Genomic DNA, 21,431 nt, shown 5'->3' with positions numbered 1-21,431 from the left:
TTTTACCACCCAATGAAACAACCCGAACTCCTCCTTCCCGCCGGTTCGCTGGAAAAAATGCGCACCGCCTTCGCTTTCGGCGCCGACGCGGTGTACGCCGGCCAGCCGCGCTACTCGCTGCGCGCGCGCAACAACGAATTCAAGCTGGAAGAGCTGCGTGTGGGGATAGAAGAGGCCAGAAGCCTGGGCAAGAAATTCTTCGTCGCCAGCAACCTCATGCCGCACAACGCCAAGGTCAAGACCTACATGGCCGACATGCAGCCGGTCATCGCCATGCAGCCGGACGCGCTGATCATGGCCGACCCCGGCCTGATCATGATGGTGCGGGAGAAATGGCCGGAAGTGCCGGTGCATCTCTCCGTGCAGGCCAATACGGTCAACTACGCGGCAGTGAAATTCTGGCAAAGCATGGGATTGACGCGGGTGATCCTGTCGCGCGAGCTGTCGCTGGACGAGATCGAGGAAATCCGCCAGCAATGTCCCGACATGGAACTCGAAGTTTTCGTCCACGGCGCGCTGTGCATCGCCTATTCGGGCCGTTGCCTGCTGTCCGGCTATTTCAATCACCGCGACCCCAACCAGGGCACCTGCACCAATTCCTGCCGCTGGGACTACAAGGTGCACGAGGGCGAGGAGGACGCCGCCGGGGTGATCCGCGCCGACTTTTCCGCGCAGATGCAGGAAAGCGCGCTGTCCGAGTGCGGCAGCCTGCCGCGCCACCCGCTGGCGGACAAGGTGTACCTGCTGGAAGAGCAGAACCGTCCCGGCGAGCTGATGCCGGTGATGGAGGACGAGCACGGCACCTACATCATGAATTCCAAGGACTTGCGCGCGGTGGAACACGTCGAGCGCCTGACCAGGATGGGCATCGACTCGCTCAAGATCGAGGGGCGCACCAAGTCTTCCTATTACGTGGCGCGCACCGCCCAGGTTTACCGTCGCGCCATCGACGACGCGATGGCCGGGCGCAGCTTCGACCTCAATCTGCTGTCCTCGCTGGAAACGCTCGCCAACCGCGGCTACACCGACGGCTTCTACCAGCGCCACCACACGGCGGAACACCAGAACTACCTGCGCGGCTACTCCGAAAGCGCCAAGAGCCAGTACGTGGGCGATATCGTCGCCTTCGATGCCGCCAGCAACATGGCGGAGATCAACGTGAGGAACCGCTTCGTGGTGGGCGACCGGCTGGAAATCCTGTTGCCCGACGGCAACCGTGTGGTCGACCTGGAACGCATGGAAAACATGGCGGGCGAAGCCATCAGCGCGGCGCCGGGCAGCGGCTGGACAGTGCGCATTCCCTTGCCGCCCGGGAATTTTTCGCATGGCATGGTGGCGAGGTTCGTGTCCTAAATGCTGCGAGGGGGCTTGGAAGCCGCCTCGAGAGCCCCAATTTACGGTATACTTTTCAACCCTTTAACCGGTCGTTTCCTTAATTAATGCAGCTTTTTGCTTTCGGTATAAACCACCACACCGCACCGCTCGCCATTCGCGAGCAAGTGGCGTTTCATGCCGAGAACCTGAAACAGGCGCTGCTGGACCTGGTCGACCATCGGCCGGTCAAGGAAGCCGCGATCCTCTCCACCTGCAACCGTACCGAAGTCTATTGCAATACCGAAGAGCCGCAACAGGCCATCGAGTGGATGGCCGAGTTCCACCAGCTCAAGACCCACGCCATCGAGCCGTATCTTTACACGCTGCCCAAGCAGGAAGCGGTGAAGCACGCTTTCCGCGTCGCCAGCGGGCTGGATTCCATGGTGCTGGGCGAGACCCAGATCCTCGGGCAGCTCAAGCAGGCGGTGAAAACCGCCGAGCAGGCCGGCACCATGGGCACCCTGCTGCACAAGCTGTTCCAGCGCACCTTCTCGGTAGCCAAGGAAGTGCGCGGCACCACCGCGATCGGCGCGAACTCGGTGTCCATGGCCGCCGCCGCGGTGCGCCTGGCGCAGCGCATTTTCCCCAGCATCCACGAGCAGAACGTACTGTTCATCGGTGCCGGCGAAATGATCGAGCTGTGCGCCAACCATTTCGCCGCCCAGCGTCCCAAGCACATCCTGGTCGCCAACCGTACCCTGGAACGCGCCGATCTGCTGGCGCAACGCTTCGGCGGCGGGGCCATCACGCTCAACGATCTGCCCGACCACCTGGCGGCCTACGACATCATCGTCACTTCCACCGCCAGCCCGCTGCCGATCCTGGGCAAGGGCATGGTCGAACGCGCCATCAAGGCGCGCAAGCACCGCCCCATGTTCATGGTCGACCTGGCCGTGCCGCGCGACATCGAGGAAGAAGTCGGCGAGATGGACGACGTTTTTCTCTACAGCGTGGACGATCTCGCGCAAGTGGTGCAGGAAGGCATGGACAGCCGCCAGGTCGCCGCGGCGGAAGCCGAGTGTATCGTCGAATCGCGCGTGCGCAGCTTCGTGGACTGGATGGAAACGCGCGAAATCGTCCCCACCATCCGCGCCTTGCGCGACCATGCCGACCGTTTCCGCCGCCAGGAACTCGAACACGCCCAGCGCCTGCTGGCGCGCGGTGAAGACCCGCAGCAGGTGATGGAACTGATGGCGCGGGCGCTGACCAACAAATTCCTGCATATCCCTAGCCACGCGCTCAACCACATCAGCGGCGACGAACGCACCGAGCTGGAAGCACTGCTGCGGCGCCTTTACCACATCCACCACGAGTAGCTCGCAATGAAGTTATCTATCCTGGCCAAGCTCGCCTCCCTCAGCGAGCGGCTGGAAGAGCTCAATTTGCTCCTTTCCAGCGCCGATATCACCAGCAACATGGACAACTACCGCAAGCTGACGCGCGAGCATTCCGATCTCACGCCGGTGGTGGCGCAGTACCATGCCTGGCAACAGTGCGAGCAGGACATGCGCGATGCCCAGGAGATGCTTGCCGACCCGGAAATGAAGGAATTCGCCGCGGCCGAAATCGAGGAAGGCAAGGCGCGGCTGGAGCAGATCGAACTCGACCTGCAGAAGCTGCTGCTGCCCAAGGACCCCAACGACGAGCGCAACGTGTTCCTGGAAATCCGCGCCGGCACCGGCGGCGACGAATCGGCGCTGTTCTCCGGCGACCTGTTCCGCATGTACACGCGCTACGCCGAGCGCCAGCGCTGGCAGGTGGAGATCGTCTCGGAAAGCCCGGGCGAAATGGGCGGCTACAAGGAAGTGATCGCCAAGATCATCGGCCAGGGCGCCTATTCCAAGCTCAAGTTCGAGTCCGGCGGCCACCGCGTGCAGCGCGTCCCGGCCACCGAAACGCAGGGCCGCATCCACACCTCCGCCTGCACCGTCGCCATCATGCCCGAGGCGGACGAAGTGGCCGAGGTCAACCTCAACCCCGCCGACCTGCGCATCGACACCTTCCGCGCTTCCGGCGCCGGCGGCCAGCACATCAACAAGACCGACTCGGCGATCCGCATCACCCACCTGCCCACCGGCATCGTGGTGGAATGCCAGGACGACCGCTCGCAGCACAAGAACAAGGCGCAGGCCATGAGCGTGCTGGCGGCGCGCATCATGGACGTGCAGATGCGCGAGCGCAACGCCAAGGAAGCGGCCACGCGCAAGTCCCTGATCGGCAGCGGCGACCGCTCCGAGCGCATCCGCACCTACAACTTCCCGCAAGGGCGCATCACCGACCACCGCATCAACCTGACCCTGTACAAGATCGACCAGATCATGGACGGCGACATGGACGAAATCACCGGCGCGCTGATGGCCGAGCACCAGGCGGAGATGCTGGCGAGCCTGGCCGGGGATAACTGATTGTGACGCTGGCTGAGGTCCTGGCGCAGGACAGCCGGAGACTGCAGCAGGACCTCGACCTCGATCCGCGCGAAGCGCGGCTGGAAATCCAGATTCTCCTGTGTGAAGCGCTCGGCGTGGCGCGCTCCTGGCTCATCGGCCACGACCGCGAAGCCTTGGCGGAACCCGCCGCACAAAGCTACTCAGCCCTGCTGACGCGCCGCCTCGCGGGCGAACCGATCGCTTACATCATCGGCCGCCGGGAATTCTTCGGGCTGGAATTCAAGACTACGCCGGCCGTGCTGATCCCGCGTCCCGAAACCGAACTGCTGGTCGAACTGGCGCTGGCGCGCATTCCCGAAGACCAGCCCTGCAAGGTGCTCGATCTCGGCACCGGCAGCGGCGCCATCGCCATCAGCATCGCCAGGAGCCGGCCACTGGCGGCGGTTACGGCGGTGGACCAGTCGCCGCAGGCGCTGGGCGTGGCGCGCGACAACGCAGCGCGGCTGCAAGTGCCCAACCTGTGCCTGCTGCACAGCGACTGGTTCGGCGCGCTCGGCGCGCAAACCTTCGACCTGATCGTTTCCAATCCGCCCTACGTGGAGGCTGGCGATCCGCACCTGCAGCGCGGCGACGTGCGCTTCGAACCCTTGTCCGCGCTGGCCTCCGGGGCGGACGGCCTGGACGACATCCGCCGCATCGCCGCTGCCGCGCCCCAGCATCTCAATCCGGGCAGCTGGCTGCTGCTCGAGCACGGCTACAACCAGGGCGAAGGCTGCCGCGACATTCTGCGCCAGCAGGGATTCTCAGAGGTGGAGACCATCCGCGATCTGGCCGGTCTGGAACGCGTCAGCGTGGGATTGAGAGCCGCGTAGCAACATGGACAGCCTGCCCAGTAAGCTAGCGGGCATAGCCGACCGATTTCAAGGCGTCGAAAATCTTCTCGGACAATATTTTATGGCCCGCGGCATTCGGGTGCAGTGAGTCGCCCTTCATCTGAGGATCGGAAAGCACGTCGGCGACCGCGTCTTCAATCAGCGGAACGTGCTGCGCATCGGCCACTTCCTGGTAGAAATCGGCTGCGGACAGGCTTCGAAAAGCAGCCGCAGCCGCGCTCGGCTTCGGCGTGGCTAGCAGGACCGCCTTTGCGCCGTGTGCCTTTATCTGCGCGAGTATCTTTTCCAGATTGGCGACGGTTTCTTCCCGGGGCAGGCGGCGCAACATGTCGTTTCCGCCCAGTGTGACCAGGACGAGAACAGGCTTGTGTTCGTCGAACAGCGCAGGCAAACGTTGCAAGGCATCAGCGCTGGTGTCGCCGCTCACGCCGCCATTGATTACATGCCACCCCGTCCTTTTCGCCAGCAGGCTGGGCCACGCCTCGTCGGGCGTCACGCCGTTGCCCGCGGTCAGGCTGTCGCCCAGCGCCAGAACCTGGCTGCCGGGAGGAAGCGCCTCTTCTTTTGCCTTGCCGCAGGCGGCAACAAGAGCGATGGCGACAATCAGGAAAATGAAGTGTCGCATCGCGCCCGGACGGTGTGCTGCGTTCATGTCGGAATCCCTGCGCTCGGCGTCCGAGTGATTTATGTTTTTCGCAAGGGGTCAAGCAGGGAGGACAGGCCGTTGTGGTCCAGTTCCTGCATCAACGCCAGGAGGCGGCCGATATCGCCAGGCGGAAAGCCTTCGCGGGCAAACCAGTTGAGGTACTGTCCGGGCAGGTCGGCAATCAGGCGACCCTTGTGCTTGCCGTAGGGCATGACGGTGGTTACCAGGCGTTGTAAATCTTCGGGATGCATCGCTGTAATTTCTCAGGTTGTCTGGCGCATGCTCAGGGCGCAATCTGCAGTTGTTTGGGGTCGAGCAGCAGATAGCGGGCGAAGCGGCCTTCGTCCCGGCTGCCGTCGTCGCTGACGATAATGATGCGTTGCTGGCCGTCGATCACGGCGGAACTGACCCCTTCGGCGTGCTCGAAGCCCTGCAAGCCGGGAACGCTGACGCTTCGCGCCGCCTCGCCGCGACGGCCGCTCCAGAACCAGAGCCGGAATTGCACCTGCTCGCGTGCGACGGGACCGCTGATCACAAGATAGCCGCCAAGGGAGGGCAGGTAGGCCATGCCGCGAATCCCGTTCCCGCCGAGGTCCAGCGTTGTCAGGGTGGCCGAGACTTTGGGGGGCTCGCCAGCGTCGAAAATCGCGGCGGGGTTTTCGAGCTCGGCGATGATGGCCCGCTGGTCGAGCAAGGGGCTGCGCAAGCCGATCAGCAGGCGTTGCTGGTCGGGGCTGACTTCCAGTGCCTCGATATTGAGCCCGCCGTCGTTCTTGACGTCCAGTATCCCGGCGGCCTCCGCCAAAACGGGGTGTGCCGCCACCAAGGCGGGCTTCAGTCCCCTGACCACCATCGGCGCGACCACGCGGTCACCCTCGATGCGGAAGCGGACCAGCTTGTCGCGGGACTTTTTTTCTTCGCCCTCGCTGTTGCGCGAGTGCGAGGTGAGGGCGTAGATATGACCCGACCGGTCGAGAGTGATGCCTTCAAGATCATCCAGCTTGCGGAAATCATCGTCGGCGCCTAACGCCCCCCGGTCCAGCGGAGCGGTGCTGATGCGCCCGTCGGAGCCGATCCTGACCAGGCTGAACGGGTGCTGTTTTTCATCTTCGACGACCAGAAAACGCCCGTCAGGAAGCTGCTGGATGGCGGATGGTTCATAGATGCCGGTCAGGGTCAGGAACATGAGAATGCTGTTCAGCGCCATTTTTCATCCTTGCCGATTCTATCGTTGAGAAGGCGTTGATAGATTTTAAGGTCCGGCTGGGAAAAACAGCAGAAAATCACCTCGCGCAGCGACGGGCATTCCGGCAATGCCGAACGAACGCTCTCGACGGCAACCGCGGCAGCGAGCTCGACGGGGTAGCCGTAGACACCGGTGCTGATGCCGGGAAACGCGATGCTTTCCAGCTCGAGTTTTGACGCGATTGCCAACGAGCGACGATAGCACGAGGCCAGAATTCCAGCTTCACCACTGGCGCCGCCATGCCACACCGGTCCGACGGTGTGAATGACGTATCTGGCCGGCAATCGGTAGCCTTTGGTGAGCTTCGCGTCGCCCGGTTCGCACCCGCCCAGCGTGAGGCATTCCTCAAGCAGTTCAGGGCCTGCAGCCCGATGAATCGCCCCGTCGACGCCGCCCCCGCCCAGCAACGACGAGTTTGCGGCGTTGACGATGGCGTCGACCGCCAGGGTGGTGATGTCGGCGTGCAGGGCGCGCAATAATGCTGTCATGGCTTATGGCTGCGAGTGGCGTGCGCGACTGAATTGGTCGCACTCATCCGCTGACGATGGCATCTGCTGTGCGAACAGCAAGAGCGGAAATGGTTAATGACGGAGCCTCTCCGCCGCCGCTCGATGGAAACACGCTGGCATCGGTTATAAAGAGGTTGGAGTGGTCGTGGCAGCGGCAATGGCTGTCTACAACGGATGTCTTCGGGTTGTTACCCATGCGGCAGGTCCCGAAAACATGCGTCGCCGAAAAATTGTCCCATGCGCCGGCTTCCTCAACCAGCTCGGCTCCCGCCTCTTTCAACAAGCGGCGGGATTGAGAGGCCATGAATTTCAGCCGCTGGATTTCGCCTCTTTCCAGTTGGGAATGCAGCCTGGGAAACGGCATGCCAAGCCGATCCTTCCTGCTGGGGTCGAGATCGACATAAGTGCCTTCATTGGGCAAGAATTCACCGATCGCACCGACCGACATGACGCGGCCAAAAGTCGTGCGCACGCCATTTTTCAGTTGCGCACCAAACCCGCTCACGACTCGCGAAGCATAGGCGATGGGGCCGGTAAATCCGATTTCCTGCGTGGCGGAATTGAAGCGGCAACCGCCGATCACGCCGGGAATGGCATCGGGCGCATTGAAATCCCAGCAAATCACGTCGGCGGGCAGCCCGGCATGGCTATGGGAAAGTCCGGCGACGAGCCCGGAACTGCTCCAGCTGAGCGTTTCCATGAAGTTCCGCCCAACCTGCCCGGAACTGTTGGCGAAGCCTTCCGGGTAAAGGCGATTGCGATTGGCCAGAAGCAGGCGCGGCGTCTGCACTGCGCCAGCGGCCAGAATGAGAATGGGGGTCTCGACACGCTGAAGCTTCTTGTTGTCGATATACTCGACCGAGCCAATGGTGCCCCCGGCGCCGCTGTGGAAGCGCACAACGGGGCACAGGGGCTTGACGGTCAAGCGACCGCTGGCCTCTGCCTTGCGAATGAACGTAACATCGGCCGACCCTTTGTCCCCCAGCGGGCAGCCGCGGCTGCAGTTCCCGCAATAGTTGCAGGCAGGGCGCCCGTCGAACGGCATGGAGAGCGCTGCGCGCGAGTTCTCCTGCCATTTCATGTTCAGCCGGCGACCGGCTGCCAGCAGTTTCCGTGCGGATGGGCTCGGGGGGTGGGGCGGCAAAGGGTAAGGCTGGCTCCGCCAGCGAGCGCCCTGCTCGGCAGGGCCGGCAACGCCGACCAGGTTCTCGCAAAGCGTGTAATAAGGCTCCAGGCCGGCATAGTCCAGCGGCCAATCACAGCCGGCGCCATGCTGGCTGGCCAATTTCATCGCATCGGGGTGCATACGGTGGGACTCGCCGACGAAGTGGAGCGTCGACCCGCCGACCCCTTGGACGTGCCAATAGCCGGGATTGGCAGCTTGTCGCATGTTTCCGCGAACCAATGGACCGGAGGCCCGATTCCAGGAGCGCAATTCCTCGTCTGCCGGGTCCAGGCGGCCCAGCGTGCCTATCGTGAAATCCCCCCTGCTGCCGGCGGGATCGGGAAAAAGAAATCTCTCCCAGTCCGGACGATGGAGCCTGTAATCCGCACCTGGATTGAAGCGTGGCCCCGCCTCGAGAATCAGGACATGCAAGCCTTGCTCGCACAATCTCCAGGCGGCGGCCGCGCCGCCTGCGCCAGCGCCGACGACGACAGCGTCAAAGCGTTTTTTTACGGCCATGGCGGTTTGTAACCCAGGGGTTGCGGCGGATTCTGGATGGATAGCCCATGCCAGGCCTCCGGTTGGCTGTAGTACATCTCGATGGCTGCCTCGCGCACCAGTTCGTAGAATCGCCTCGGTACCTGATCGAAGTCGGAATGGGCCATCCAGTCAACCAGGGCGTATTGCTGTTCGCCTGAAAGAGCCGCGAACGGCGGGCCGCCCGTCATGTTCAGCCACTGGCAGCCGAGTCCGATCAGGCGCCTGAAGCGCGGGTCGGATCTGGAAACTTCCCAGAGTTTTTCGTCCACGTGAAGGTCTGTTGCGGAGCCGCTGAATTCGTCGCGAGGCAGCAGCATATCCAGAAAAGCCGCGAAAGTGCTTCGCTCAAGTCCTGTCGTTGCGGATGCCAGGGCAGGACCAGCGTCGAACGCATAGCGAATAAAAAACACGCCGATGATCTTGAGTAATCGTCGGCGTGCTTGGCTGGCTGGCACTGCGAATAGTCTCCCGGAAACAGGCCCGGTACTAAAGGATATTCGGGTTGGTGCAGGCAGCATCGGTGAATGCGCCGGTGAAGCCGCTTACCGGTGTACACGTCTGAGTGCTGGCTGCAGCCGGTTTGCCGAATTTGCCATGGGTGTGAATGATCGCAAAGGGGTCGAACCCGTTGCCATAAGACCAGTCGGCACCGAGATTTGCATATGGCGCATTCACGCCGAAGCCGACCAGCGGGGTGGCTTTGAGAAAGTTGTAGCCCACGCCCAGTTCGCCCTGGAAGTCTTCCTTGCCGTTCAAGTAGCCCAGCTTGATGCTGGCGGGCTTTACGCCGCCGGCGAGGTTGATGCTGAGTGCCAGGTTGGCCCCTTCGGTATTGCCGCCGGAGCTGATCCTGGCGCGCATTGCGCCCAGCACCAGGGAAGGCGTTGCACCGCCTTCAACACTCCACTTGAGGCCGGCATAAGCCCGTGTTTCCGTTTGGCTAGTGGCGCCGCCGGTGGTTCCGACAAGGTTGTAAGTGGTAACAATGCCTGCAAGTGCGGAGGAGCAGACGAATGCGGATGAAACAGCGAGCACCAGAAGGGATTTGGTCATTTCGATCTCCTTGTTTCCAGATATTAAGTTAGACATGACGAAAGATTAGCATAAAAGCCGGAAGCAGAGATCATGGGATATTTTTCGGCTGAATCCATTTGATGGCGGCGGCCATGAGCACTTCAGCGCTTATGGCCAGGGTTGAAGCATTTTCCCCGCATTGACTGTTGCGGCGAGTCGGAATTGGGCATGATATGCCTCTCGGGGAGTATTCCAGAAACGGTCGAAGAACATGATTGGATTGATACAGCGCGTCAGCCAGGCGAGCGTGGCGGTCGAGGAACATACCGTGGGGCAAATCGGGCGCGGTTTGCTGGTGCTGCTCGGCGTCGAGAAACACGACGATGAAGCGACCGCCCGACGCCTGCTCGACCGCATCCTGGGATACCGCGTGTTCCCGGATGCGCAGGGCAAAATGAACCTGTCGCTGGCGGACATCGGCGGCGAGCTGCTGCTGGTGCCGCAATTCACGCTGGCCGCGGACACCCGCAAGGGCACGCGCCCCAGCTTTTCATCCGCCGCGGCGCCGGAAATGGGCAAGTCGCTGTTCGAAGATTTCGTGGCGGCGGCGCGGGAATGTCATGGCAAGGTTGCGACCGGGGTGTTCGGCGCGGACATGCAGGTGAGCCTGGTCAACGATGGCCCGGTGACTTTCTGGCTTCAGGTGGGAGCGAAAGGGGCGGAATCATGAGACTGGGCATCGACCTCGGCGGGACCAAGATCGAAATCGTCGCGTTGGACGATCAAGGCGTGGAGCGTTTGCGCCGGCGCGTGCCCACGCCGTGCGGGGATTATTCCGCCACCTTGCAGGCGATAGCCGGCCTGGTTCAGGAAGCGGAGACGGAACTGGGGCAGTGCGGCTCGGTGGGCATCGGCACGCCCGGCGCCATTTCCAGGGCCACCGGCCGGCTCAAGAACTCCAATTCGGTGCACCTCAACGGGCAGCCGATTCTCCAGGATCTGGAAGCCTTGCTGGGGCGCCCGGTTAAAATCGCCAACGACGCCAACTGCTTTGCGCTTTCCGAAGCCACGGACGGGGCGGCGGCAGGCGCTGCGGTGGTGTTCGGCGTAATCATCGGCACCGGTACCGGGGCGGGCATCGTGGTCGACGGGAAGATCCTCACCGGGGCCAACGGCATCGCCGGAGAATGGGGGCATAACCCCTTGCCCTGGCCGGAAGCGCAGGAACTTCCCGGCCCGCAATGCTACTGCGGCCGCCGCGGGTGCATCGAGACCTTTCTCTCCGGGCCGGGCATGGTGAAGCTGCACCAGCAGGATACGGGCGAAACCCTGAGCCCGGAGGAAATCGTGGCGCGGGCCTTCGCCAGCGATCTCGCCTGCGAACACAGCCTGCGGGCCTACGAAAACCGTCTCGCCCGTTCCCTGGCGCACGTCATCAACATCCTCGATCCGGACGTCATCGTCCTCGGGGGAGGGATGTCCAACATCGAGCGCTTGTATACGCGCGTTCCCGAAATATGGGGACGCTGGGTGTTTTCAGACCGGGTGGACACCCGGCTGGTGCGGCACCGCTTCGGCGATTCCAGCGGGGTGCGCGGCGCTGCCTGGCTATAGGCAGCGCGTCTTTCTCTAAACTCGTTTCGCCAGCTCGACCGCGATGCCGATGTAGTTGCCCGGCGTCATCTGCAGCAGGCGCTGTTTCTCACCCTCCGGGATCGCCAGGTTCTGGATGAAGGCGTGCAGCGTGTCGCGGTTGATGCCGCTCTTGCCGCGCGTGAGTTCCTTCAATTGCTCGTAGGGGTTGGCCACGCCGTAGCGGCGCATTACGGTCTGGATCGGCTCGGCGAGCACTTCCCAGTTGTGGTCGAGGTCGTCGTCCAGGCGCAGCGGGTTGACTTCCAGCTTGCCCAGGCCGCGCACGGCGGATTCATAGCCGAGCAGGGCGTAACCCAGGCCCACGCCCATGTTGCGCAGCACGGTGGAATCGGTGAGGTCGCGCTGCCAGCGCGAGATCGGCAGCTTTTCGGAGAGGTGGCGCAGCAGCGCGTTGGCCAGCCCGAGGTTGCCTTCCGAGTTCTCGAAGTCGATGGGATTGACCTTGTGCGGCATGGTGGAGGAGCCCACTTCGCCCGCCTTGACCTTCTGCTTGAAGTAGCCGACCGAAATATAGCCCCAGACGTCGCGGTCCATGTCGATCAGGATAGTGTTGGCGCGGCCGAAAGCGTCGAACAGCTCGGCCATGTAATCGTGCGGCTCGATCTGGATGGTGTAGGGGTTGAACGACAAGCCCAGTCCTTCGACAAATCCCTTGGCAAACTGCTCCCAGTCGATTTCCGGGTAGGCGGACAGATGCGCGTTGTAGTTGCCCACTGCGCCGTTGATCTTGCCGAGGATTTCCACGCCGGCGATGCGCGCCTTCTGGCGCTCCAGGCGGTATACCACGTTGGCCAGTTCCTTGCCGACCGTGGAGGGCGAAGCCGGCTGGCCGTGGGTGCGCGACAGCATGGGCTGGGCGGCGAGTTCGTGCGCCAGTTCGCGCAGTCGGGCGATGACTTTTTCCAGGCCCGGCAGCATCACGCCGTCGCGCGCCGATTTCAGCATCAGCGCGTGCGACAGGTTGTTGATGTCCTCGGAGGTGCAGGCGAAATGGATGAACTCGTTCACCTTCATCACTTCGGCGTTGCCGGCGAGCTTGTTCTTGAGCCAGTATTCGACGGCTTTGACGTCGTGGTTGGTAGTCTTCTCGATGTCCTTCACCGCTTGCGCATCGACTTCCGAGAAGCCCGCAACCAGCTGGTCCAGCTCGGCCACGGTGGCGGCGGAGAAGGGCGGCACTTCGGCGATGGCCGCCTCGCGGCTCAAGGCCTTGAGCCATTCCACTTCCACCAGCACGCGGTGGTGGATCAGGCCGAATTCGCTGAAATACGGACGCAGGCCGTCGATTTTGCTGTGGTAGCGCCCGTCCAGGGGGGACAGCGCGGTGAGGGTGGAAAGACTCATGAATAGCTCCTTGAACAATCGCGCAATTTTAGCATGAGCCCGACAGAAAACCGCCGGCAGAGGCGAAGGCGATATAAGCGCGTCAGCCCAGCTTGCGGTACAGCGTGCGTTCGCTCAGGCCCAGGCGGCGGGCCAGTTCGCGCTTGTCGCCGCCCAGTCGCTGCAGCGCCTGGCGCACGTAACGCCGCTCGACTTCTTCCAGCGGCAGTATTTCCTCTCTTGCCGCTTGCGCCGGGGTCGGCGCATTCCGGGCCAGGACCGGTCCGGTCGGCAAGTGCCGTCCGTCGATGGTATCTCCGTCCGCAAGCAATATTGCTCGCTCCAGCAGGTTGCGCAGTTCCCGCACGTTACCCGGATAGCTGTATTGCATGAGCTGTTCGGCGGCGGCTTCGGTCAAATGCAGGGGGCGGCCCGGCGCCAGGCGCTCGAGCATGACGTTCGCCAGCAGGGGGATGTCCTCGCGCCGCTCGCGCAATGCGGGCAGGTGGACGGGGAAGGCGGCGATGCGGTAGTAGAGGTCGCGGCGGAAAGTGCCGGCGTCCATCATCTCTTCCAGGTTGCGGTGGGTGGCGGCGACCAGGCGGAAATCGGCGCGCAGGGTTTCCACCCCGCCCACCCGGCGAAAAGTGCCTGATTCGAGCAGGCGCAGCAGTTTGACCTGCAAATGCAGGGGGATGTCGCCCAGTTCGTCGAGGAACAGGGTGCCGCCGGCTGCCGCCTCGACCAGCCCGGTCTTGCGCCGGGTGGCGCCGGTGAAGGCGCCTTTTTCATAGCCGAACAGTTCCGACTCGAACAGGCTTTCCGTCATGCCGGAGCAGTCCACCGGCACGAAAGGCTTGTTGCGCCGGGGGCTCAGGGCATGCAGCGCGAGCGCGGCGAGTTCCTTGCCGGTGCCGGATTCGCCCAGCAGTAGCACCGGCGTCATGGCCGGCGCGGCGCGGTTGATGAGCGCGAGCATCTGGGTGAAGGCGGGAGAGCGCCCCTCCATGCCCAGGGCGCCCGGCTGGTCACCGGTCTCGTGCAGGAAGCGCATGGTTTCCACGAAATAGGCCAGCTTGCCCTGCTCGTCCTGGATGGGGATCAGTTCGACATCCACGTACTCTTCCCCGCGCGGCGTGTGGTGCAGATGCAGCACGCGGCCGGGCTGGCGCGTCGTCATGGCGGTCTGGAGCGGGCAGGATTCGCCGCACTGGTCGCAGGGCTTGTCGTAATGGTGGGAGATTTCGTAGCAGGTGCGGCCCAGGATGGCGCGCGGGTTGCCGAAAGCATGGCGGTAGGCGGCATTGGACGAAACAATGCGGTAATCCTGGCCCACCAGGATGCGCGGTTCGGGCAGTGCATCGAGGAGGGACTGCAACTCCCGGGGTACTGTGGTTGTTTTGTCATTCATGGCAAAACATGCTTGCCGGTTTTGTCAGATATGTCAATACGGATGTGCGGGCTTGGCTGTATTACTCTGTCTCCGTATCTGTTAATTTCCCCCTCGATGGCTTTAATGCGCGGGTCTCGCATTCGCACCAGCAAAACTGGCACGCACATTGCTGTTACTGCCCATGATTCTGGAACCGTGAAATGAACGACCCTCGGCAACCAGAGAAATGCCCTGACCAAGGAGTGAACATGCAGATAGCGTTTTTGTTTCGGTGTTGACCCTGGCGCTGACGCTGGCCGGCATTGCGCTTGCCGTGGCCGGCTTCCACGGTCTGATTCGCTGGAGTTTGCGGGCGCCGCGCGTGGTCGAGCGGGAAACGCCGGCAAAATTCGGGCTGGCGTACGAGGATGTGCGGATTCCGGGCGCGGGCGGCAAGTCCCTGTTCGGCTGGCTGGTGCCTTCCGCTGCCGGTGAAGGGGCGCCGGCCCTGGTGATTCTGCACGGCTGGGGCGGCAATGCGGAAACCATGCTGCCGCTGGTGCCCGCGTTGCACCGCGCGGGGTTTGCGCTGCTGCTGATCGATGCGCGCAACCACGGAAAAAGCGATGCCGATACTTTCTCGTCGCTACCGCGTTTTGCCGAAGACCTCGACCACGCGCTCGACTGGCTGAAAGTCAGGCGCGGCGTGAAGCCGGATCGTCTGGGCGTGGTCGGCCATTCGGTCGGCGCGGCCGCCGCGCTGCTTGCCGCATCGCGGCGCCATGACCTGGCTGCCGTGGTGAGCATTGCCGCCTTCGCGCACCCCGCCGGCATGATGCGCCGTCTCCTCAAGTCGTGGCGCATACCCTACCTGCCTTTCGGCTGGTATGTGCTGCGCTACGTGCAAAAGGTGATCGGCTACCGTTTCGACGACATCGCGCCGCTCAGCACCATCGCCCATGCCCGCTGCCCGGTGCTGCTGGTGCACGGCACGGAGGACACCACCGTGCCCGTGGCGGAAGCCGAGCTGTTGCATGCGCGGCGTGGCGGGAAACAGGGGCGCTTGCTGCTGGTGAAGGGCAGCCACGACAGTTATGAGGAACTGGACAGGCAAATCGGCGACGTGATCGATTTCCTCGACAGCGCGCTGAAACCGGGAAATTCACCCGATAGCGCAAACAAGCCGGCATCGAGGAGTGGCACATGATCCAAGGAAAACCGCTGGGCAGGATTCTGCTCGCCGTGCTTGCGCTGCTGGCGCTCTACTGGTTCGGGCTGCGCACCGACCCCAAGGTGGCGGCGCTCAACCAGGCGATCGAGGCAAAGGCCGGTCCGGCCTTGCGCGACTACCCTTACCCATTCCAGGTGCTGCGCCTCGAAGGCGCGGTGGCGGTGATGGCGACGCCGCGCTCCCCGGCGGTGCCGGTGTACCGCATGATCGGCGCGCTTTACCCGGCGCTGGCCGGGAAGTCGCCGGACAACCCGGATTTCGTCGCGGCGGAAAAGGAGCTGGCGAAGGCCCAGTCGGAAGCGAGAAAGATCGTGCTCGAACAGCCCGGCGTGAGCGAAGTGAAATGGGAGCTGGACCAGAACTGGCTGATCAGCCACGGGATTTCGATAAATTGAATCTCGCGAAGCAAGCCCTCGCCCCCCTCTCCCGCCTCGAGGGGGAGGGCCGGGGTGGGGGAAACGGTCGTGGCGAGTTTCATGATCAGGAAAGACTTTTTGCCATGACCGTTGGATTGAACGAGGAACGCGGGCATCGCCACGTATAAGGAGCGGACATGAAAAAAACCCTGCTGCAGGAAAAATACCCCATTCTCGTTTCCGAGATCGGCAAGCACGAGACCGCATGCCAGACCGTGGAGGCGGTGGCGGACTACTTGAAGGCAAAGATTGCCGAGAACCCCAAGGTGCAGTTCATCGGCGTGTTCGACCATTACGCCCACACCAGAAATATCGGCGGCGAGATCGCGCCCGGCATCCGGGGCGCGCTGGACGTGATTTTCTGTTTCGGCTTCGCCCTGCCCAATCCGCAGGTTCTGGCAGTGCGGCCCCGTTCCATCGGCGTGGCCGACCTGGGCGACAAGTTCGTGGTGAGTTTCATGGAAGCCCCCATGAAGCCCGCCAACGAGGCCATGGAAGCCTGGGTGAAAGGGCTGCGCGAGCAGATTTGAGATGAGACCCCGCCCCTTGCCAATAAAGTGCCCTATTTTTTGAGGAAATGACATGCAAGCAATCAACCAACCCGCCACCACCCCCTACCAGCGTATTGGCGGCGATGCGGCGATCCGCAAACTGGTCGACCGGTTCTACGAGTTGATGGACGAACTGCCGGAGGCGTATACCGCGCGCAAAATCCATCCGCAAGATCTCACCGAATCCGGCAACAAGTTTTTCGATTTTCTCTCCGGCTGGCTGGGTGGCCCGCAGCGTTTTGTGGAGAAATACGGCCACCCCATGCTGAGGCGCCGCCATTTTCCCTACGCCATCGGCCCGGAAGAGCGCGACCAGTGGCTCATGTGCATGAAGCAGGCGCTGGAAGAAACGGTGGAGGATGTCTCGCTGCGCGACGCCTTGTACGCCCAGTTCGCCCAGCTGGGCGAACACATGCGCAACCGGGGCGGAGATATTCAAGCCTGCGGGCATGCCGGCAGTTAGCGCTCATGAAAGGCAACCCACCAACACATAAAACACAACCCACTCGATAGGAAACCATTATGAAAAAAACCCTCATCCTCGTTCTGCTGCTCACCGGTTGCGCAACACCCGGAGCCGTGACGCAAAAGCCCGACCCCAAACAGGTCGATGAAATGCGCGCCACCGCCAAAACCCTGGCCATGCAACTTGGCGGCAAACTCAAGGCGGAAATGGAAGCCAACGGGCCTGCAGCCGCTGTCGGTGTGTGCAAGAAAATAGCGCCGCAAATCGCCGCTGACTTGTCCAAACAGACCGGGTGGAAAGTGGGCCGCGTGGGAACCCGCGTACGCAATGCCGAAACGGGCACCCCCGATGCCTGGAATGCAAAGGCGCTGGCGGAATTCTCGCAGCGCATGAAACAGGGCGAAAAACCCGATGCGATGGAACTGGCTGAAGTCGTCGCCGAACCTTCCGGGAAGTATCTGCGTTACGCCAAAGCCATCGCGGTGCAGCCCCTGTGCCTCACCTGCCACGGTTCGCCCAAGGACATTCCCGAGGGCGTAAAAGCCCGCCTGCAGGCCGAATACCCGATGGACAAGGCCACGGGGTACAGCCTGGGCGAATTGCGCGGGGCGGTGGTGGTCAAGCGGCCGCTGTAACCATGCGCTGAAGCTGAGTTGCTGGTGGACTACGCTGGCAGAACTTATTATGTCCGCCACCTGATTTCTTTCTCCAACGCAAGGATATACGACATGACCGACGCCGCCGCCCGCCTGAAGAATTTCCCCATCTCCTGGTTCGCCATGATCATGGGCATGACCGGCTTCAGCATCGCCTGGAACCGCGCCGAGCATATATTCGACACCGGTTTCTGCGTCAGTTCGGTGCTGCTGGGCGTTGCCAGCGTCCTGTTCGTCGTGCTGGCGACGATCTATGCCGCCAAGATCGTCAAATATCCGCAGGACGTGCTGGGCGAGATTCGCCACCCGGTCAAGCTGGCCTTCGTGCCGACTTTCTCCATCGGCCTGCTGCTCCTGTCCATCGCCTACCTGCACATCGCGCCCGCGCTTTCCTTCTGGCTCTGGAGCGTGGGTGCCGTGCTGCACCTGGCCATCACCCTCTACGTGCTGTCTTCCTGGATACACCACACCAAGTACGAGATCGCCCACCTCAACCCGGCCTGGTTCATCCCGGTGGTGGGCAACATCCTGGTGCCGGTGGCCGGGGTACACCACGCCTCGCCCGAAATTTCCTGGTTCTTCTTCAGCCTGGGGCTGTTCTTCTGGCCGATACTCACCGCCATCATCTTCTATCGCCTGATCTTCCACGGCAGCCTGCCGGAGCGTTTCATGCCCACCCTGTTCATCTTCATCGCCCCGCCGGCGGTGGGTTTCATTTCCTGGTTCAATCTCACCGGCGGGGTGGACGCCTTCGCCCGCGTACTCTACTTCGTGGGCCTGTTCTTCACGCTCCTGCTGCTGAGCCAGTTCAATTATTTCCGCCGCCTCAAGTTCTTCCTCTCCTGGTGGGCCTATTCCTTCCCCATCGCCGCCATTACCATCGCCACGCTCATCATGGTCAAGGCAACCGGGCTCGCGCTCTATACCTGGCTCGCCGCCGGGCTGCTCGGTGTGCTCAGCCTGCTGGTCCTCATGCTGCTGGTGCGCACGGCGCTGGCCGTGGTGCGGCGCGAGATTTGCGTCGAGGGGCACTGATAGAAGGAGTGACGATGCAGCACATCACCGTGGAAGGCCGCTATCCCGTCTGGGTCGAGGAAATCGCCAAGGCCGATACGCCCTGGCGCGATGTGGACGAGATCGCCGCCGCGCTCAGCGCCTGCATTCATCGCCAGGCGGGCGCCGCTTTCATCGGCGTGTTCGATTACTACGGCTTCAACCTGCGCGTCGGCGCATCCCTCCCCATCGACATGCAGGACGCCAAGACGGTCCTGTTCTGCCCCGGCGCCCGGTTGCCCAGCCCCGCTGCCTTGGCGTTGTGCCCCTGCGCCATCGGCGTGGCCGACATGGGAAACCGTTTCGTGATTTCCTTTCTCGACGCGCCGGTCGTTTCCCCCACGGAAACCTTGGCGCTGTGGGTCGAGGATTTGCGCGCCGCAGATATCGCCCCAGGCAGAATGCCGGGGAACGCGGCGCATTAAGGTGTAGCGATCAAGGCCGCGGGCTTGCCGCTCATGCCAGCCCGAAGTGCCGGAAGATGCGAATTTTCAGGAAATCCATCAGCACCAGGTAAGCCAGCGCCAGCCCCAGCAAGCCTGCGATCAGCGCCGGACTGATCGCTGTCATGAGCACACCCTGGCTTGCCATCGCGCAGACCACCGCCAGATCCAGCGCCGTGGCGACCATCAGCCACCTGCTGGGGCGCGATTGCCAGAAATGGCGGCGTTCGCGCACCAGGTAGACGTTGCCCAGGCCGGTGAACACCAGCATGACGAAAATCAGCGTCTACAGCTGCGCCAGCGGCAGGTGGAGCAGGTCGCGCGCGGCCAGGGGTGCGGCGGTCAGCATCAGGGTGGCGATGTGCCAGCGCTCGGGCTTGCGCGAGAACGCCACGCGGTCGGTGGCGATGGACATGGTGACGAAATCGTTGGTGAACAGCAGCAACACGACGAGCAGCGGCGTGATCACGAACACGCCGGTCAGCATCACGCCCACGCTCATGAAAATGGCGATTTCCAGCGTCTTGATGATCTTGTTGAGGGTGTAGGTGAGCATGCGCTGGTAGATGCGCCGACTGGTTTCCACCGCCGCCACCACGTCGGACAGGCCGGGGTTGGTGAGCACCAGGCTGGCGGCGGCCTTGGCCACGTCGGTGGCGTTGGCCACGGCGATGCCGACCTCGGCCTGTTTCAGCGCCGGCGCGTCGTTGACGCCGTCGCCGGTCATGCCCGTCACGTGGCCGGCGTGCTGCAAGGCCTGCACGAGGTGGAATTTGTCCTCGGGAAACACCTGGGCGAACACGTCGCATGCCTTGATGGACAGTGTGGCGTTTTCCGCGAGCATGCTCGCCGGGCAGGCGCGCTCGCCGATGCCCACCGCCCTGGCCACCGTCCGTGCCGTGGCCTGCCCGTCGCCGGTCACCATCACCACGCGCACCCCGAGCTGGCGCAGGCTCTCCACCAGGGCGGCGGAATCCTCGCGCGGCGGGTCCTGCAGGGCGACCAGGCCGGCGAATTGCAGCGCGGCTTCGTCGCCGATGGCCACGCCCAGCACGCGGTATCCGCTTGCCGCGAGGGCTTCGACTTCGGCTGCGACATCCGGCGCGCCGGCCAGGGCCGCGACTTCGAGCGCCGCACCCTTGACGGCCCGGCGGGTGAGCGCGTTTTCCTCGAACAGCGTTTCAGAGCGGCGCGTCTGCGGATCGAAAGGGGTGAAGCGGATGCGCCGCGGCGGATGCTCCAGCAGCGTGCGTTCGCGGGCGGCGGCGAGAATGGCCAGATCGATGGGGTCTTGCGTGGCCTCGTCGCAAGCCAGCGCCGCCCAGCGCAGCAGATCGTTCTCCGTGATGGCTCCGGCGGGCTTGAGCGCCGCCAGGCTCAGGCTGTTGGCGGTAATGGTGCCGGTCTTGTCGCTCGCCAGCATGTCCATGGCGGCGGCCTCTTCGATGGCGGACAGGCGCGTCACCAGGACGCCCCGCTTGGCCAGCTCCAGCGCGCCCAGGGCCGTGGCCAGGGTGAAGGTGGCGGGCAGGGCCACGGGGACGGAGGCGACCAGCAGGATCAGGGCGAAGGGCACCACTTCGGTGAGGGGCATGCCCGTCGCCACGGCATAGACCAGCAGCGCCGCAACCAGCGCCACGTCCAGCAGCACCAGGTATTTGACGATGCCGAAAATCACCGCCTCCAGGTGGCTCACCGTCTTTGCGCTGCGCACCAGTTCCGCGGTCTTGCCGAAACGGGTGCCCGTTCCCGTGGCGAGCACCTCTCCGCTGGCTTCGCCGCGGGTCACGACGGAGCCGGAATAAGCGTCGCCGCCCGGCCCCGCTTCCGCCGGCAGGGATTCGCCGGTGAGGCTGGACTGGTCGAGCTGCACCTGTCCTTCCGCAAGGCGCAGGTCGGCGGGAACGAGGTCGCCCATGCGCACATGCACCGCGTCGCCGGGCACCAAATTGCGCGCCGGCACCAGTTGCCAGCGGCCGTCGCGCAGCACGCGCGCCTGGATGTCGAGGCGCTGCCGCAGCAGGGCCAGCGCCTTGTTGGCGCGCCCTTCCTGGAAATAGCCCAGCACGGCGTTGACCACGAGCAGGACGGCGATGACGGCGGCCTCGTCCGGCTTACCGAGCGCGAACTGCAGGATGATCGTCACTTCCAGCATCCACGGCACCGGCGACCAGAACTTGCCCAGCAGGGCGAGCAGCGGATGGGGCTTTTCTTCCGCCACCTCGTTGGGGCCGAATTGCGTCAGACGCAGTGCCGCCTCGTCCGTACTCAAGCCCGTGAGCGGGCTGGCTGTTTTCGTGTCCTGGTCGGCCATGGGTGTGTGCAGTTACTTATCCTCGGATCGTCTACATATATTGGTGCGGCAGATTCAGTGAGACTAGAAGCAGCGCCCACGTTCAATCTGTGACCAAGGGACGTGCAGGAAGTTTTGTTTCGCCTCGCTCGAGGGCAAAAGAAAAGCCCCCGTTACTCACAATGAGCAACGGGGGC

The 21,431-nt window shown here is 63.4% G+C and carries 24 protein-coding genes; 13 read left to right on the top strand and 11 right to left on the bottom strand.

The window, feature by feature from the left end; all coding sequences use genetic code 11:
* Positions 1-12 precede the first annotated feature (12 nt).
* From trhP to prmC, 4 genes are all read left to right on the top strand, one after another.
* Positions 13-1,353, top strand: a complete 1,341-nt coding sequence (gene trhP, locus SKTS_RS14820) for a prephenate-dependent tRNA uridine(34) hydroxylase TrhP (RefSeq protein ID WP_173066678.1) — start codon at positions 13-15, stop codon at positions 1,351-1,353.
* Positions 1,354-1,439: 86 nt separating this feature from the next.
* Positions 1,440-2,690, top strand: a complete 1,251-nt coding sequence (gene hemA / locus SKTS_RS14815) for a glutamyl-tRNA reductase (RefSeq protein WP_173066675.1) — start codon at positions 1,440-1,442, stop codon at positions 2,688-2,690.
* Positions 2,691-2,696: 6 nt separating this feature from the next.
* Positions 2,697-3,779 carry a peptide chain release factor 1 gene (prfA, locus tag SKTS_RS14810; RefSeq protein WP_173066672.1) on the top strand — a complete coding sequence of 361 codons (1,083 nt, stop codon included), beginning with the start codon at positions 2,697-2,699 and terminating at the stop codon, positions 3,777-3,779.
* 2 nt (positions 3,780-3,781) lie between these two features.
* Positions 3,782-4,633: a peptide chain release factor N(5)-glutamine methyltransferase gene (gene prmC / locus SKTS_RS14805; protein WP_173066669.1), complete on the top strand. Its 852-nt coding sequence runs from the start codon at positions 3,782-3,784 to the stop codon at positions 4,631-4,633.
* A 25-nt stretch (positions 4,634-4,658) separates the two neighbouring features.
* On the opposite strand, the gene SKTS_RS14800 is transcribed toward prmC, so the two are convergent.
* From SKTS_RS14800 to SKTS_RS14770, 7 genes are read right to left on the bottom strand one after another with little or no spacing between them, the layout of a single operon-like run.
* Positions 4,659-5,306 (bottom strand): arylesterase, encoded by a 648-nt coding sequence (locus SKTS_RS14800; RefSeq protein WP_198420372.1) that lies wholly within the window; start codon positions 5,304-5,306, stop codon positions 4,659-4,661.
* Between the two features lie 32 nt (positions 5,307-5,338).
* Complete coding sequence (locus SKTS_RS14795) at positions 5,339-5,551, bottom strand: DUF3820 family protein (RefSeq protein ID WP_173066666.1); 213 nt, start codon at positions 5,549-5,551, stop codon at positions 5,339-5,341.
* 32 nt (positions 5,552-5,583) lie between these two features.
* The gene (locus tag SKTS_RS14790; RefSeq protein ID WP_173066664.1) at positions 5,584-6,507 is read right to left on the bottom strand and encodes a DUF3616 domain-containing protein; all 924 of its coding nucleotides are present in this window, start codon (positions 6,505-6,507) and stop codon (positions 5,584-5,586) included.
* Positions 6,498-7,034 carry an O-acetyl-ADP-ribose deacetylase gene (locus SKTS_RS14785; RefSeq protein WP_173066661.1) on the bottom strand — a complete coding sequence of 179 codons (537 nt, stop codon included), beginning with the start codon at positions 7,032-7,034 and terminating at the stop codon, positions 6,498-6,500. Before SKTS_RS14785 ends, SKTS_RS14790 begins: the two co-directional genes overlap by 10 nt.
* 43 nt (positions 7,035-7,077) lie before the next feature.
* The gene (locus SKTS_RS14780; protein WP_173066658.1) at positions 7,078-8,739 is read right to left on the bottom strand and encodes a GMC oxidoreductase; all 1,662 of its coding nucleotides are present in this window, start codon (positions 8,737-8,739) and stop codon (positions 7,078-7,080) included.
* Positions 8,730-9,215 (bottom strand): gluconate 2-dehydrogenase subunit 3 family protein, encoded by a 486-nt coding sequence (locus SKTS_RS14775; protein WP_173066655.1) that lies wholly within the window; start codon positions 9,213-9,215, stop codon positions 8,730-8,732. Before SKTS_RS14775 ends, SKTS_RS14780 begins: the two co-directional genes overlap by 10 nt.
* 31 nt (positions 9,216-9,246) lie before the next feature.
* Positions 9,247-9,813 carry a hypothetical protein gene (locus SKTS_RS14770; protein WP_173066652.1) on the bottom strand — a complete coding sequence of 189 codons (567 nt, stop codon included), beginning with the start codon at positions 9,811-9,813 and terminating at the stop codon, positions 9,247-9,249.
* A 232-nt stretch (positions 9,814-10,045) separates the two neighbouring features.
* Here SKTS_RS14770 and dtd point away from each other — a divergent pair, with 232 nt between their 5' ends.
* Both dtd and SKTS_RS14760 read left to right on the top strand, forming a co-directional pair.
* Positions 10,046-10,504: a D-aminoacyl-tRNA deacylase gene (dtd, locus tag SKTS_RS14765; protein WP_173066649.1), complete on the top strand. Its 459-nt coding sequence runs from the start codon at positions 10,046-10,048 to the stop codon at positions 10,502-10,504.
* The gene (locus SKTS_RS14760) at positions 10,501-11,388 is read left to right on the top strand and encodes an ROK family protein (protein WP_173066646.1); all 888 of its coding nucleotides are present in this window, start codon (positions 10,501-10,503) and stop codon (positions 11,386-11,388) included. The genes dtd and SKTS_RS14760 overlap by 4 nt, the downstream gene beginning before the upstream one ends.
* 15 nt (positions 11,389-11,403) lie before the next feature.
* Here the strand turns inward: SKTS_RS14760 and purB are convergent, their stop codons facing one another.
* Together purB and SKTS_RS14750 are read right to left on the bottom strand one after the other, a co-directional pair.
* Complete coding sequence (gene purB, locus SKTS_RS14755) at positions 11,404-12,774, bottom strand: adenylosuccinate lyase (protein ID WP_173066643.1); 1,371 nt, start codon at positions 12,772-12,774, stop codon at positions 11,404-11,406.
* An 82-nt stretch (positions 12,775-12,856) separates the two neighbouring features.
* Complete coding sequence (locus SKTS_RS14750; RefSeq protein WP_173066640.1) at positions 12,857-14,164, bottom strand: sigma-54 interaction domain-containing protein; 1,308 nt, start codon at positions 14,162-14,164, stop codon at positions 12,857-12,859.
* A gap of 253 nt (positions 14,165-14,417) precedes the next feature.
* Here SKTS_RS14750 and SKTS_RS14745 point away from each other — a divergent pair, with 253 nt between their 5' ends.
* From SKTS_RS14745 to SKTS_RS14715, 7 genes are all read left to right on the top strand, one after another.
* Complete coding sequence (locus SKTS_RS14745) at positions 14,418-15,332, top strand: alpha/beta hydrolase (RefSeq protein WP_173066637.1); 915 nt, start codon at positions 14,418-14,420, stop codon at positions 15,330-15,332.
* The gene (locus tag SKTS_RS14740) at positions 15,329-15,751 is read left to right on the top strand and encodes a glutamate-ammonia-ligase adenylyltransferase (RefSeq protein ID WP_173066634.1); all 423 of its coding nucleotides are present in this window, start codon (positions 15,329-15,331) and stop codon (positions 15,749-15,751) included. Before SKTS_RS14745 ends, SKTS_RS14740 begins: the two co-directional genes overlap by 4 nt.
* A gap of 158 nt (positions 15,752-15,909) precedes the next feature.
* Positions 15,910-16,302, top strand: coding sequence for a DUF6858 family protein (locus tag SKTS_RS14735; protein WP_173066631.1), 393 nt, complete (start codon positions 15,910-15,912; stop codon positions 16,300-16,302).
* 52 nt (positions 16,303-16,354) lie between these two features.
* Complete coding sequence (locus SKTS_RS14730; protein WP_173066628.1) at positions 16,355-16,786, top strand: group II truncated hemoglobin; 432 nt, start codon at positions 16,355-16,357, stop codon at positions 16,784-16,786.
* Positions 16,787-16,845: 59 nt separating this feature from the next.
* The gene (locus SKTS_RS14725; RefSeq protein WP_173066625.1) at positions 16,846-17,424 is read left to right on the top strand and encodes a Tll0287-like domain-containing protein; all 579 of its coding nucleotides are present in this window, start codon (positions 16,846-16,848) and stop codon (positions 17,422-17,424) included.
* Between the two features lie 93 nt (positions 17,425-17,517).
* Positions 17,518-18,480 carry an SLAC1 anion channel family protein gene (locus SKTS_RS14720; RefSeq protein WP_173066622.1) on the top strand — a complete coding sequence of 321 codons (963 nt, stop codon included), beginning with the start codon at positions 17,518-17,520 and terminating at the stop codon, positions 18,478-18,480.
* 14 nt (positions 18,481-18,494) lie between these two features.
* Positions 18,495-18,923 carry a DUF6858 family protein gene (locus SKTS_RS14715; protein WP_173066619.1) on the top strand — a complete coding sequence of 143 codons (429 nt, stop codon included), beginning with the start codon at positions 18,495-18,497 and terminating at the stop codon, positions 18,921-18,923.
* A gap of 31 nt (positions 18,924-18,954) precedes the next feature.
* On the opposite strand, the gene SKTS_RS18830 is transcribed toward SKTS_RS14715, so the two are convergent.
* Both SKTS_RS18830 and SKTS_RS14710 read right to left on the bottom strand, forming a co-directional pair.
* Positions 18,955-19,212, bottom strand: a complete 258-nt coding sequence (locus SKTS_RS18830; RefSeq protein ID WP_198420371.1) for a hypothetical protein — start codon at positions 19,210-19,212, stop codon at positions 18,955-18,957.
* Between the two features lie 15 nt (positions 19,213-19,227).
* Positions 19,228-21,255, bottom strand: a complete 2,028-nt coding sequence (locus SKTS_RS14710) for a plasma-membrane proton-efflux P-type ATPase (RefSeq protein WP_198420370.1) — start codon at positions 21,253-21,255, stop codon at positions 19,228-19,230.
* Positions 21,256-21,431: the final 176 nt, after the last annotated feature.

The organism is Sulfurimicrobium lacus (genome assembly GCF_011764585.1).
In the GTDB taxonomy this organism is placed as follows: Bacteria; Pseudomonadota; Gammaproteobacteria; order Burkholderiales; family Sulfuricellaceae; genus Sulfurimicrobium; species Sulfurimicrobium lacus.
This window is presented reverse-complemented; position numbering and strand designations above follow the sequence as displayed.